The following is a 12,056-nucleotide window of genomic DNA, read 5'->3' as shown; positions in this document are numbered from 1 at the left end:
TGACTCTACCTATTAGGTATCCTGTATAATGAAGCTAGTGATGAATCGTCAACTTGTTGATGGCGATTCATATTATTTATAAAAGGTGGTGGAAAGCTAATCAAAAAAGTTTTGTAGTCATGATAAAATGATAGCGAATACATAATTCCATACATTTATCATTTGGGTAAAGTTATTTTTTCAAAGGATAAATGTAATCGATTACAGTTGATTGTTCATTTACAAAAATAGAAACACTATTTGAAGAAAGGGGTTTTTATAATGATAACAAAACCAATATCCATTCAGCTTTACACATTACGTGAGGAAACGAGTAAAGATTTTGTGGGAACGTTAAAGAAGGTTGCAGAGTTAGGATATGATGCTGTTGAATTTGCTGGATTTTGGGGTGATTTATCAGCTTTTGAATTAAAGGCAATTCTTGATGATTTACATTTAACGGTGTCGGGGAGCCATGTTTCACTTGAAATGTTAGATGATAACATTGATGGGGTCATTGATTATCAAAAAGCCATTGGTAGTCCGCATATTATTTTACCTAACTTACCTGAGGAATTAAAAGACCCAAGTAACTATGAAGAGCTTACAAAAAAATTAAATGCATTCGGTGAAAAGTGTACAGCCGCTGGTGTAACATTCAGCTACCACAATCATGCATTTGAACTAGAAAGTCACGAAGGTAGAAAAGGATTAGATATTCTTTTAGAAGATTCCGATCCTGAACTAGTGAAAGCAGAACTTGATGTTTACTGGTTACGTAAAGCTGGTGAAAATCCTGTAGACTGGTTGAAAAAATACGAAGGAAGAACACCACTTATCCACTTAAAGGACATGACAACCGATGGGGAGCAATTCTTCGCTGAGCTAGGAACTGGTGGAATTGATTTGGCTAGTATTATTCAGTTCGGGGAACAATCTGGTGTTGAATACTGGGTTGTAGAACAAGACCAAACAAGAAAAACAGCTTTAGAAAGTGCTCAAATCAGTATTAATTATTTAAAGGAAAATTTCACTAAATAAAATGAATTCGGTTACATGTGTAGAATATGTGAACTCAAAAATAAAAAGGTAAACATGAGGAGGAAATTAAAATGAGTAAAATTAGAATTGGTGTTATTGGTTGTGGAAGTATTGCGCAAAAGAGACATTTACCTGAATATGCAGCAAATGAAAATTGTGAAATTGTTGCTGTATGTGATGTAGTTGAGGAACGCGTTAACGAAGTTGCTAGTCAATATAATGCAAAAGCATACACAAACTATGAAGAACTTGTAGCATCTAATGAGATTGATGCGGTGAGTGTGTGTTTACCAAATCATCTTCATGCACCTGTCTCAATTGCTGCATTAAACCAAGGAAAGCATGTACTTTGTGAAAAACCAATGGCGACATCCCAAGAAGAAGCCGATGCAATGATTGCTTCAGCTGAAAAAAGTGGGAAACAATTAATGATTGCACATAATCAACGCTTCGTTGCTTCCCATGCAAAAGCAAAAAAAATAATTGAAAATGGGGAACTAGGAAAAATCTATAGCTTCCGTACGGCGTTTGGTCATGGTGGACCTGAGGGCTGGAGTATTGATGGTAGAGAGAGCTGGTTCTTTAATAAGGAAGAAGCGTTTATTGGTGCTATGGGAGACTTAGGGGTACATAAATCTGATTTAATGCGTTATATCCTTGGTGAGGAATTTGTTGAAGTTGGAGCCATGGTAGAAACAAAAGCGAAAGAGGATACTCAAGTAGATGATAATGCAGTGTGTATTGTGAAAACAGCATCAGGCATTATTGGAACATTAACGGCAAGTTGGTCCTATGTGTCAGCTCAAGATAATTCAACAGTTATCTATGGAGAAAATGGAATAATACGATTAGAAGACGACCCGAATTTCTCTTTAATTGTTCAGTTTAAAAATGGGGAAACGGTTAAATATGAATTACAAGGTATCCAAACAAACGATGAAGGCGGTCAAACAACGTCGCATGTCATTGACAACTTTATTGAATGTCTAAATGGGGCAGACAATCCTATTTCAGGTGAAGAAGGAATGAAATCATTAGCTGTCATTCTTGCTGCTCTTGAATCGCAACAAACGAAAAAGATTGTGACATTATAAATTTTAAAAAGTAGTGATCCTTACTGAAATAAGGGTTTCTACAAGAATGTTTAAGTATTTTACAACTTACAAGAAAAGTAAATTAATCAATACCATTAGGAGATGAGAAAGAATGAAACTTGGAGTTTTTACGGTTTTATTTTCACAAAAAAACTTTGAAGAAATGTTGGACTATGTTCAAGCAGCAGGCCTTGATTCTGTAGAAATTGGTACAGGTGCTTATCCTGGAAACGCGCATTGTCCGTTAGACGAACTTCTTGAGAGCGACCAAAAGCGTAAGGAATACATGAAAGCGATTCAGTCTAGGGGACTATCAATTAGTGCACTTAGTTGTCATGGAAATCCGATTTCCCCAGACAAAGCTTTTGCTACCGAAAGTCATGAGACTTTTGTAAAAACAGTGAAATTGGCTGAATTACTTGAAGTGCCTGTTGTAAATACATTTTCTGGAGCTGCGGGAGACCACGAAGGAGCAAAATATCCAAACTGGCCAGTTGCACCTTGGCCAAATGAATATGGAGATGTCCTTACATGGCAATGGGAAGAAAAATTAATTCCTTATTGGAAAGAGCAAGGAAAGCTAGCTCAAAACCATAATGTTAAAATTGGTCTTGAACTTCATGGTGGCTTCTTAGTACACACGCCTTATACATTATTAAAGCTTCGTGAAGAAACATGCGAAGCAATAGGAGCAAACCTTGATCCAAGTCATCTTTGGTGGCAAGGAATTGACCCTGTAGGAGCAATTAAGATTCTTGGAAAAGAAAATGCGATTCACCATTTCCATGCAAAAGATACATACATTGACCAAGACAATGTCAATATGTATGGTCTTACGGATATGCAACCATATGGTAATGTTCAAACGAGAGCATGGAGCTTCCGTTCAGTAGGATTAGGACATAGCATGGAAGAATGGAATAACATGATGAGTGCTTTACGCACGTATGGTTATGATTATGTAGTCAGTATAGAACATGAAGATCCAATTATGTCAATTGACGAAGGATTTGCACGTGCCGTTTCTAACTTAAAGAGTGTGCTAATTCGTGAACAACCTGCAGATATGTGGTGGGTATAACTAGAGTGAGAGAGTGGGACAAAAGGTAAAACAACTGCAATGGGATGACTCGCCACAAAACTAAGTTGTGATAAACCCAATCACAACTTGATTCCAATAGTGGCGGTTTCGCTCATTGCTTAGAAGGCAGGGACAAAAGGTTTATAAAACCCTTTGTCCCTGCCTTTTTTGTAAAAAGAAAACCCTAGGCTAGGCCTAGGGTTCCGGAAAGCTTATAGCGAGGTATTAAAAAAACTCATCCGCGGTGCTAAAATATATTTGGTTCGCCAACCAATATAATAGCTTACGGAGGAGTTTTTTATGTCTAAAGACAGTAACAGTTTAGCACATACGAAATGGAATTGTAAGTATCACATCGTGTTCGCACCGAAGTATAGAAGACAAGCGATATACGGTAAATTAAAGAGAGATATAGGAGAAATATTGAGGAAATTGTGCGAAAGGAAAGGAGTAGAAATAATAGAGGCAACAGCATGTAAAGACCACATACATATGTTAGTAAGTATACCGCCAAAGATAAGTGTGTCGGCGTTTGTCGGGTATTTAAAGGGGAAGAGTAGCTTAATGATATTTGATCGGCATGCAAATTTAAAATATCGATATGGAAATCGAAAATTTTGGTGTACTGGGTTTTATGTGGATACAGTTGGAAGAAATAAGAAGGTAATAGAAGAATATATACGAAACCAAATACAAGATGATATAGTCGCAGAACAGTTGAGTTTATTAGAATATGTAGACCCATTTACGGGGGAAGAAGTGAAAAAGAAGAGAAAAAAAGTATAAGGACGGGGAGAGGCCTTTGAGGTCTGGCCAGTAGAAGTAGTACACATGGCGAACCGTTCAGTAGCCCTTTAGGGTTTGGTCAGTAACAAAGGCTTCCAGCCGTAGAGCAAACCACCCGTTCTCACGGGTGGTTTTGATTTCATCGTAATTTTTTCCCTGGTCACATAAGGTTAATAGGGAGGGGTACAGATAACGTATTTATGTGAATAGGAGGAGTGGACTTGGAAATTATCAAGAACTTAACATATAATAATAAAAGTCCACATTTTTTTCAGACCTATTTTAGTCTATCGAAACAACAAACAGTTGAGGCGTTAGCTGGAGTAGAAGCTACCATTGATTGGTTACAAACTTCAATTTATGAAAATGTGGTTCGTGACGTCACATTTTATTTATGTGATGAACCGATTAACTTTCCAGGAGAATTAGAGATAACCTCAAATGTTAACGAATTTCAACCAATTATATATATCAACATTTTAACAGTTGCTGAGGACTACTCGAAAAAAGAGTATCATTTAGAAATGAAACAGACAGATGTGACTTGTTTTGAGTATGCAGCTTTTGTATGCTTACATGAATTTGGGCATTTAATTCATGGATTGATAGGCGGTGCGGGGAAAGGAAAAAGAGAGCGACTTCTTGAATATTTCGGTAAAGGCGAACCCTATTATAACCGGTTTTTAGAAGAAATGAATGCAGGTTACAGTTTTGCAGAAAAGAAAAAATACCGTCAAATCCCCCATGAAAAAGCGGCTGATCAATTTGCTCTCCAACAATTAAAGATAATGATGAGCGAACATAAAGACACAAGCTAGAGTCGTAGTTATTTTTTAGTATCAAAGTTAGCTTTCGGATTGGGTTAGCCAATCCGAATATGCTTTGTAGCGTCCTTTTTATGTTTTTCGTAATATTCTACCATAGCTGGAGCTGTTTCTTTAAAATCTGGACAGGAAATTCCAGAAGTTTCGAGGTCAGAAATAGCATTGGTACAATCATAATAGGCATTACATAGATAGTTATCTAGTGCTTCTTTCTCCACCTTTAACCATCTTCTGTTCACTCGTAAGGATAAAAAAGCTTGGATACTGTTAGATGGATTTTTCCGAATGTAAAAAGTAAAACCGACCTTTTTCAGTGCTATCACTTATATATACTCTATTTTTTCCCATAATAGAAATCGGAGCTTTTTATTCCTTGTTTTTCACTTTTTCTGTTATGATTAGAAGTAAACCTTTCAGACTTATAGTTAAAGAACGGAGCAGATGATGAAAACTACTTTACCATTTTCGATTTCAAAGACAGAAAACTTTTTTGACCGATTAGGTGATTATGTTGGTGATGTATTTTATGACATATTACCTGATCAAGGCTATGAATTACGTGACGAACAAATTTTTATGGCCTTTCAATTAGAACATGCCTTTAAACATAAAAGTACAATATTTGCTGAAGCGGGCGTAGGTACGGGTAAAACGTTTGTCTATTTACTGTATGCTATTTGCTATGCTAGATATATGAGAAAACCTGCTATCATTTCCTGTGCGGATGAAACCTTAATTGAACAGCTTGTAAAAAAAGGTGGAGATATCGAAAAGCTCGAGAAGGCACTTAACCTTAAAGTAGATGTCCGTTTAGCGAAGGCAAGAGAACAGTATGTTTGTGTGAAGAAATTAGATGATTATTTTGGGAACTCTGATGATGACCATACTTTACGTGTACATGAAAACATCCCTAGTTTTGTTTATAACTCTAGTGCATCAATGAGTTCATTTTCGCGTTATGGTGACCGAAAGGAATACCCATGGGTACCAAATGACATTTGGCAACACCTGGCGTGGGACCCGTTACAACAATGTTCAACGTGTGACTTTAGGCATCGTTGTGGACAAACATTAAACCGTAACTATTACCGTGAGGCCGTAGATTTAGTCGTTTGTTCTCATGATTTTTATATGGAACATGTTTGGACGAAGGAATCGAGAAAACGTGAAGGGCAAATTCCGTTATTGCCCGAGGCCAGCTGTGTTGTATTTGATGAAGGTCACCTTCTTGAATTTTCTGCCCAAAAGGCGCTTACTTATCGCTTTCATGCCGAAACGTTAACCAATGTACTAACTGGGTATATGAACCAAAATGTTCGAGAAGAATCCCTGTTTGTAATTGAAGATATCTTACAATTACACGATGAATGGTTTGACTTATTAAAAAGTACTGCAAAACGAGTTGAAGGATCAGAACGTCGAGAAGTACCATTTTCAGAAAGTATGATGAAAGTTGTAAATATATTGGACGATAAAGTACATCAGCTTTTAGAACAGCTTGTATTTGATTCGGAATTGTACACGATCGAAGAATATCAAGTGAAAATTATAGAAGAGTATTTGGAATTCTTTTCTTATGGATTATCCATCTTAAAAAAGGAAGACCAAGCCATTTATTGGTTAGAAGAAACAGATAAAGATACTACTTTTGTCATTCTCCCTCGCTTAGTGGAAGATGTATTAAAAAAAGAAGTATTCTCTCAAAACATTCCTTTTGTTTTTTCGTCTGCAACGATGTCCAGAGCAGGAGATTTTACGTACATCTCCAAAAGTTTGGGAATTGAGAATTACACTTCGTTTACAGTGGCATCACCGTTTGATTATGACCAACAAATGAAAATCAATGGTCATATCCAAAAAACTGAGGATGAAAAGTGGAAAAATATATATAGTGAACTTCAGAAGTGGGGCGGAAAGTCGCTTGTTTTATTTCCTTCTCTTGAGGAAATGGCGCGTTTTCGTTTATGGTCAGAAAAGGAAACGATGGAATTGAACGTATTGTATGAGGGAGATCAAGAAATCAGTGAAATTGTCAAAGAGTTTCAAGAAAATGAAGCGTCAATTCTTTGTTCGTACCATTTATGGGAAGGGTTAGATGTACCAGGTCAGTCATTATCCCAAGTAATTATTTCTTCATTGCCGTTTCCGCCTAAAGACCCAGTATTTGAAGCAAAACGGAACTATGCAAAGAATTCAATTGAAGAGGTGGATACCCCTTATATGCTCTTACGATTACGTCAAGGATTAGGTAGATTAATTCGGACATCAACGGATCATGGAATTGCCCATCTGTGGTTAACAGACCTAGAGAAAGAAATGTACATCGATGAAATTGAAAAAATTCTTCCAGTTCCTTTGTCCTGGAAATAAATAAAGGCGACCGTGTCGCCTTTTTATAATGTTTTTATATCTTTGTAGAGTGAAGCATTTCCGGTTGTCCTTTTCGAACAGTAGGAAGTGTACAACAGCGAAATGACCCGCCAGATTTTATAATTTCTGTAATATCAACTTCAATGACCTCAAATCCTCTTTTTCTCATTTCCGAATTTACATGTTGGTTTACAGGCAAACTTATTACTTTTTTATTACCAATCGACAACACATTCGTACCAAGAGTAAATTGCTCTTCTTCCGATACCTCTATAAGTTCATAGCGTGAAGCAAGTATGTCAATTTCTTTCTGTTGTAGGGCAGGAGAATAAATAAGTGCCACGGTTGGAGAAAGAATATTAAATACACAGTCTAAATGAAGATACTTTTCCGTAAATGGAATCGTATATATTTCATATTGGGGCATAATTGTCTGAAGATGGTCTATCGCGTTTTGATTGGTTCTGTCACTTAATCCAACATAGATTGATTTTTGGTCGATAATTACATCGCCACCTTCAATCATATCCCCCACTAAATTAAAATAAGAAATCTTTTCGTCTTCAAGCCAGAATTTTAAGACATCTTCTTCTCCTTGTCTAACATTATTGGCCATATCAGCAACAAAAATCGTATTTCCCAGCGTAAATCCTATATCGCGAGTAAACACTTGTTCAGGAAACTTATCCTTGGTAGGTAATAATACGACATCTATATTATGGTCTTTTAGTGTTTGTACAAAGTTACGGTGTTGTTTCATTGCCAATTCTATATGGATACCAACATCTTTAAATTTTTTCTGTGTTTCATTTATGACATCACGAATCGTCATATGCTCAGGTTCACATAGAATGACTTGTTTTAACACGTCGTATTCGCTACTACAATAGGTATGAATTAATGTCTCTGTTTGCATTCTGGGACAACTCCTATAAGTATATTTTCTGGTTTTAGTATTCCCTAAGTCCATGGCAATATTTATTGGGTGAAGATCCCGTATGTAGAAGGCAGGATTATCCTTCCTTCGAATAATATTGTTGAAATTGTTCAAACATAAAGTCATCTAAAATCATAATTTTTGATGAGAAATTCCTGTGTTCTTTGTAACAACTTACTAATTCACGGTAAAATGAAAGTATGCAAGTAATTAATTGCCTATTTGTCTCCGTGAAAAGACCTGAACGGTTTATCATAATGTTGTTATATTTACGGGCAAGTCGTTTAATCTCTTTTACCTTCTTTTTGGCTTCTCTAATCGTATAGATTTGTTCAGTATTTAAAAGTAAGAAGTGTATATCTTGTTTAATCGTAGTGTATAGAAATTCATTAATTTCAGTAGGATGATGTGATAAGGTATAGGAGAAATACTGTTTAAGCATAATTTGGTCAGATAGGACAGGTTGGTCTATATAAGCAAGGTAAATCCGCAACGTGTTATAAGCATCAAATAATGGGTTATGTTGTTCACCAACAAAAGGTAGTTCGAAAAGTTGTAGAGCATTCTCTACTGAATAATTATCTTTTGAAACAAATTTTGTAAAGGTGGCTTGAAAATCATTATACCTTTTTTCAATCATTGTAATTAATGTAGCATCTAATTTATGGCGTTTACTATCTATCGCTAGACGAGTGATATCACTTGGTGACCAGGAATAAAAGCGAGTAGACACTATATCTTCAATCCATAAGATGAACTCAGTGAAGACGGTTTTAAAATCATCAGCATCCTGTAAATCTTCGTCTGTAATTCCGGTTAGCTTTTTACAGAACGTTGTAAGTGGACTCGTTGTTGTAGGTTTTATATATCTTTCGAACGTAGAAATGGTCTTTGAAGTCGTATTATATTTTACAGCGCCTAATCGAATCGCTTCCATATCTTCGTAAGCCATCCCACGATTTGAACAAAGCATTTCAAAATCAAAAAAAACAAGTTGATTAATGTCGTTCGTCAACATAAACAACCTCCTTTCAGAAACTACAATTATACCTAACTAGTAAAAATATAACTAGTAAGAAAAAATTCCAGAAAACAAAATAAAACAAAAGAGTTGGAATATTATCTACTAAATTACTGTGTATTGTATAGTATACTTATAACCTTTTTATTTATATGCTAGTTGTACATTGATGCAACTAAGAGAAGTATTTTAATAATTACAATATAAACAATGATATGAAAAGAACGTTCATTTTAAGAATGAGGTGGTTTTATGGAAAGTTATATACAGCAAGAAAGTGGTGTATTCCCTTCGGTTTGCTCATTGGATTGTCCCGATCAATGCGGTCTTCTTATACATAAGAAAAATGGGAAAATCGTTAAAATTGAAGGGGATCCTGTACATCCGGTTACACAAGGTCATATCTGCAATAAAGTAAGACATATGCCCGATAGAATATATGATAAAAAACGGCTAAAGTACCCTATGAAAAGAATAGGAAAGAAGGGCGAAGGGAAATTTGAACGAATCTCATGGTCTGAAGCAATCGAAGTCATTACTTCAAAATGGAAGAAACTAATAAAAGACTATGGTGCTGAAACGATTCTTCCTTATAGCTTTTATGGAAACATGGGGAGACTAAGTGCTGAAGGCATTGATAGACGTTTCTTTCATACGTTAGGAGCAAGCAGACTTGACCAGACCATTTGTTCGGCAGCCGGTTCTGTCGGCTATAGCTACACGATGGGCGGGAGTCTTGGAACGGACCCTGAGCAAACTGTCCATTCGAAGCTTATTATTTTTTGGGGGATAAATGCGGTAAGCACAAATATGCACCAAGTAGCGCTTGCTCAAAAAGCACGTAAAAACGGAGCAAAAATTGTGGTCATAGATGTTCATAAAAATCAAACGGGACGTCTGGCCGATTGGTTTATTCCTATTGAACCCGGTACAGATGCTGCTTTAGCTCTTGGAATCATGAATATTCTGTTTGAAGAAAACATGGCTGATGAATCGTTTTTAGAATTACATACGATAGGCCATAAGGAATTACAGGAACATGTGCGCCAATATGACCCACATACCGTTTCTTCAATAACAGGTGTTTCTGTATCAGATTTGTATGAACTTGCAAGGTTGTATGGTACGACAAACCCTTCCTTTATCCGTATTGGAAATGGATTACAGCATCATGATAATGGTGGAATGGCCGTACGGACAATTGCATGTTTGCCAGCTATAACTGGTCAATGGAACCAAAGAGGAGGGGGAGCAATAAAAGGAAATGGTAGTTACTTACGACATAATGTCGAAGCACTCCGTCGTCCTGACCTTCTTAAAGAACCAACGAGAATGATAAATATGAATCTCTTAGGTCAAGCCCTAGTAGACATGAATCCTCCCATTCATTCTCTATTTGTCTACAATAGTAATCCGGCTTTAGTAACTCCAGATGGAAATAAAGTAAGAGAAGGTTTGGCAAGGAAGGATTTATTTACGGTTGTTCACGACCTGTTTTTAACGGAGACGGCAATGTATGCGGATGTGGTACTTCCGGCGACTTCTTCCTTTGAAAACACGGATTTTTTCACATCTTACTGGCATCATTATATTCACTATCACGTACCAGTCATTCATCCGTATGAAGAAAGTAAATCAAACTCAGATGTGTTTCGGTTGTTAGCAGCTTCTTTCAACTTTAATGACCCTGTTTTACATGATTCAGATGATGAACTAATTAATCAAGCTTTTACGGAAACAAACAATAAATATATAGAACATATTACTTTAAATGATTTGCGTTCAGAGAAGTATATTAAGGCAAAGGATACGGAAAATTTCCTTCAATCCTTACCCACTGCTAGCGGTAAAATAGAGCTTTATTCTTCAACAATGGAACAACTTGGGCTACCACCTTTACCAACATATATGCCATTAAAAAAAGAGGAAGAGGAAGGAGGAGATTTTTGGTTTATACCAGCGCCAAACCATAATTTTCTGAATTCGACTTTTTCAAATAACAACAAACATATAACCCTTGAAAAAAACCCGAAGCTTTTTATGAATCATAAAGATGCGGATCGACTGGGGATAGAGAATGGTGAAAAAGTAAAAATCAGTAACCATAGGGGAGAATGTATGATAATGGCATCTGTAGGTGATAGTGTACTTCCTGGGGTTGTAGTTTCTCAAGGACTTTGGGCTGACAAGGATGGTGAAAACTATTTTGTTAATGCTTTAACACCAGATCGATTATCCGACATGGGCGGTGGCGCGACTTTTTTTTCAGGGCGCGTAAACATAAATAAGGTAGACTTATAAATCATTACATTGAAATTTTATATACTGTACAATTAATGTAGTGTCATTAAGTAAGGTAGAAATGAAAAGAAAAGCGTGAGGGAACAACTGTCCTCACGCTTTTCTATATTTATTATGAAAAAATTCTAATGAGGATAAGCTATAGTGGACAACCTTTTGAATGTCATCCACTTGCTCTTCATTAATCTTTCTTGTGAAGTTTAATTGGATTTTACAGAAAACCTGACTCTCATGACCATAAGTATAATAGATTTTTTGGTTGATGAGGGGGCGATGATCCCATAATTTTAATAAATATTTTTGGATGTAATCACAATCTTGCTCCCTAAAAATTTCAGTTACAAATTCAACTTCTACATAACAGCCAGCTTTATATTCATTGCCTTCTATTTTTTCTATAGCAAAATCCTCTAGTTCTGAACGGAGAGTTATTTCTGCATAGGGATATGTATGAATACACTCACGGATTTGATATTGTATAGAATATTGGCGTGACATCGTAGCTAAATCAATTAAATCACGGCGATTTGTCACTTCGATTTTTTCAGCGAAATCTAAATCATAGATATCGCCTTCTAAGACGACCTTTAAATTTTCATATATCGTTGGGTCAAACATGGAA

General features: G+C 36.2%; 11 protein-coding genes. 7 read left to right on the top strand and 4 right to left on the bottom strand.

Features of this window, described 5'->3' with window-relative positions; translation table 11 throughout:
* Positions 1 to 261 precede the first annotated feature (261 nt).
* The 5 genes from BK585_RS11700 to BK585_RS11680 all read left to right on the top strand — a co-directional run bounded on the left by BK585_RS11700 (position 262) and on the right by BK585_RS11680 (position 4,799).
* Positions 262 to 1,020: a sugar phosphate isomerase/epimerase family protein gene (locus BK585_RS11700; RefSeq protein ID WP_078553622.1), complete on the top strand. Its 759-nt coding sequence runs from the start codon at positions 262 to 264 to the stop codon at positions 1,018 to 1,020.
* Between the two features lie 71 nt (positions 1,021 to 1,091).
* The gene (locus tag BK585_RS11695) at positions 1,092 to 2,114 is read left to right on the top strand and encodes a Gfo/Idh/MocA family protein (RefSeq protein WP_078553621.1); all 1,023 of its coding nucleotides are present in this window, start codon (positions 1,092 to 1,094) and stop codon (positions 2,112 to 2,114) included.
* 112 nt (positions 2,115 to 2,226) lie between these two features.
* Positions 2,227 to 3,195, top strand: a complete 969-nt coding sequence (locus BK585_RS11690) for a sugar phosphate isomerase/epimerase family protein (RefSeq protein WP_078553620.1) — start codon at positions 2,227 to 2,229, stop codon at positions 3,193 to 3,195.
* Positions 3,196 to 3,495: 300 nt separating this feature from the next.
* Entirely contained in the window at positions 3,496 to 3,981 is a 486-nt protein-coding gene (gene tnpA / locus BK585_RS11685; RefSeq protein WP_078552590.1) for an IS200/IS605 family transposase, read from the top strand.
* 221 nt (positions 3,982 to 4,202) lie between these two features.
* Positions 4,203 to 4,799 (top strand): hypothetical protein, encoded by a 597-nt coding sequence (locus BK585_RS11680; protein ID WP_078553619.1) that lies wholly within the window; start codon positions 4,203 to 4,205, stop codon positions 4,797 to 4,799.
* 44 nt (positions 4,800 to 4,843) lie between these two features.
* On the opposite strand, the gene BK585_RS23715 is transcribed toward BK585_RS11680, so the two are convergent.
* Complete coding sequence (locus BK585_RS23715) at positions 4,844 to 5,128, bottom strand: hypothetical protein (RefSeq protein ID WP_139367548.1); 285 nt, start codon at positions 5,126 to 5,128, stop codon at positions 4,844 to 4,846.
* A 121-nt stretch (positions 5,129 to 5,249) separates the two neighbouring features.
* Here BK585_RS23715 and BK585_RS11670 point away from each other — a divergent pair, with 121 nt between their 5' ends.
* On the top strand, positions 5,250 to 7,175 hold the full coding sequence (locus tag BK585_RS11670) for an ATP-dependent DNA helicase (RefSeq protein WP_078553617.1): 1,926 nt from the start codon (positions 5,250 to 5,252) through the stop codon (positions 7,173 to 7,175).
* A 34-nt stretch (positions 7,176 to 7,209) separates the two neighbouring features.
* Here BK585_RS11670 and BK585_RS11665 read toward each other — a convergent pair whose 3' ends face one another.
* Both BK585_RS11665 and BK585_RS11660 read right to left on the bottom strand, forming a co-directional pair.
* On the bottom strand, positions 7,210 to 8,091 hold the full coding sequence (locus BK585_RS11665; RefSeq protein ID WP_078553616.1) for a dimethylarginine dimethylaminohydrolase family protein: 882 nt from the start codon (positions 8,089 to 8,091) through the stop codon (positions 7,210 to 7,212).
* Between the two features lie 97 nt (positions 8,092 to 8,188).
* A complete protein-coding gene (locus tag BK585_RS11660; protein ID WP_078553615.1) occupies positions 8,189 to 9,130 on the bottom strand; it encodes a 3'-5' exonuclease in 942 nt (313 codons plus the stop codon).
* A gap of 255 nt (positions 9,131 to 9,385) precedes the next feature.
* Here BK585_RS11660 and BK585_RS11655 point away from each other — a divergent pair, with 255 nt between their 5' ends.
* The gene (locus BK585_RS11655) at positions 9,386 to 11,434 is read left to right on the top strand and encodes a molybdopterin-dependent oxidoreductase (RefSeq protein ID WP_078553614.1); all 2,049 of its coding nucleotides are present in this window, start codon (positions 9,386 to 9,388) and stop codon (positions 11,432 to 11,434) included.
* 93 nt (positions 11,435 to 11,527) lie between these two features.
* On the opposite strand, the gene BK585_RS11650 is transcribed toward BK585_RS11655, so the two are convergent.
* Entirely contained in the window at positions 11,528 to 12,052 is a 525-nt protein-coding gene (locus BK585_RS11650; protein ID WP_078553613.1) for a hypothetical protein, read from the bottom strand.
* Positions 12,053 to 12,056: the final 4 nt, after the last annotated feature.

Origin of the sequence: Bacillus alkalicellulosilyticus (genome assembly GCF_002019795.1) — a bacterium.
GTDB classification, from domain to species: Bacteria; Bacillota; Bacilli; order Bacillales; family Bacillaceae_F; genus Bacillus_AO; species Bacillus_AO alkalicellulosilyticum.
Note: the sequence above shows the minus strand (reverse complement) of the source record. Positions and strands in the feature narration are given on the sequence as shown.

Coding starts and splice junctions, on each gene's coding strand:
- BK585_RS11700 (WP_078553622.1), top strand. CDS start 262: ATGATAACAAAACCAATATCCATTCAGCTTTACACATTACGTGAGGAA.
- BK585_RS11695 (WP_078553621.1), top strand. CDS start 1,092: ATGAGTAAAATTAGAATTGGTGTTATTGGTTGTGGAAGTATTGCGCAA.
- BK585_RS11690 (WP_078553620.1), top strand. CDS start 2,227: ATGAAACTTGGAGTTTTTACGGTTTTATTTTCACAAAAAAACTTTGAA.
- tnpA (WP_078552590.1), top strand. CDS start 3,496: ATGTCTAAAGACAGTAACAGTTTAGCACATACGAAATGGAATTGTAAG.
- BK585_RS11670 (WP_078553617.1), top strand. CDS start 5,250: ATGAAAACTACTTTACCATTTTCGATTTCAAAGACAGAAAACTTTTTT.
- BK585_RS11665 (WP_078553616.1), bottom strand. CDS start 8,091: ATGCAAACAGAGACATTAATTCATACCTATTGTAGTAGCGAATACGAC.
- BK585_RS11660 (WP_078553615.1), bottom strand. CDS start 9,130: ATGTTGACGAACGACATTAATCAACTTGTTTTTTTTGATTTTGAAATG.
- BK585_RS11655 (WP_078553614.1), top strand. CDS start 9,386: ATGGAAAGTTATATACAGCAAGAAAGTGGTGTATTCCCTTCGGTTTGC.
- BK585_RS11650 (WP_078553613.1), bottom strand. CDS start 12,052: ATGTTTGACCCAACGATATATGAAAATTTAAAGGTCGTCTTAGAAGGC.